Here is an 893-nt window from a genome sequence, read left to right as displayed (position 1 = left end):
TGTCCAGATCAACCTGCACATTGGCGTCGGCATCGACCTGCTGCACCGCACGGGTGACAGCTGAGACGCAATGGCCGCAGCTCATGCCGCTCACGGAAAAGGTCGTGGAAGACGTCGTCATCGTTTGCTCCTGAAAGAGGGAAGTGGGATCACGGCAGCAGTATGAACCTTCCCATCATTGGAAGCGCAAGCGTAAAATGGGCTTGACCTTGCCAAGATGGGAAGGTCTAGGCTGATGCCATCTCTTCAGAACGGACGCTTTCATGACTGCAGCCAGCCTTCCCGACGTGCCTTCGACCGATTTCGATATCGGTGGGATGACGTGCGCTGCCTGTGCGGGCCGCGTCGAACGTGCCTTGCGTGCCGTGCCCGGCGTGACCGAAGCGAGCGTGAATCTCGCGACCGAGCGGGCGCGCGTGCAAGGCGGCGCGGCCAGCGATGCGCTGATCGCCGCTGTTACCGCGGCCGGCTATGAGGCCCGCGTCGCTACTGATGAAACCGCTGCGCCCGCTGCTGCCGAACCCGATTTCTGGGAAGGCGCCGGCCCTGTGTGCATTGCCGCCGCACTGTCTGTGCCGCTTGTTTTGCCGATGATTGTCGGGTGGTTCGGTGGCGACTGGATGTTGCCGGCCTGGGTGCAATGGCTGCTGGCAACGCCTGTGCAGTTCGTGATTGGCGCACGCTTCTACAAGGCCGGCTGGAAGGCGCTCCGTGCGGGTGCCGGCAATATGGATCTGCTGGTCGCGCTCGGCACGTCGGCGGCGTATGGGCTGTCGCTGTGGCTATGGTGGCGTGCCGGGGCGGACGGGATGCACCACGCGCCGCACCTGTACTTCGAAAGCGCCGCCGTGGTCATCACGCTGGTGCGGCTTGGCAAGTGGCTGGAAGTGCGT

General features: G+C 63.8%; 2 protein-coding genes. One reads left to right on the top strand and one right to left on the bottom strand.

All coding sequences use genetic code 11. From position 1 onward, the window contains the following. Positions 1 to 121 (bottom strand): heavy-metal-associated domain-containing protein (locus D1614_RS27885; RefSeq protein WP_147384375.1); only part of this gene is annotated, 121 nt, incomplete at its 3' end. A 142-nt stretch (positions 122 to 263) separates the two neighbouring features. Between D1614_RS27885 and D1614_RS27880 the strand changes: the two genes are divergently transcribed. Next, the coding region (locus tag D1614_RS27880) for a cation transporter (RefSeq protein WP_147384374.1) at positions 264 to 893 on the top strand (630 nt) is incomplete at its 3' end.

The sequence above is a fragment of the Maribellus luteus genome (genome assembly GCF_003576475.1).
GTDB classification, from domain to species: Bacteria; Bacteroidota; Bacteroidia; order Bacteroidales; family Prolixibacteraceae; genus Draconibacterium; species Draconibacterium luteum.
Note: the sequence above shows the minus strand (reverse complement) of the source record. Positions and strands in the feature narration are given on the sequence as shown.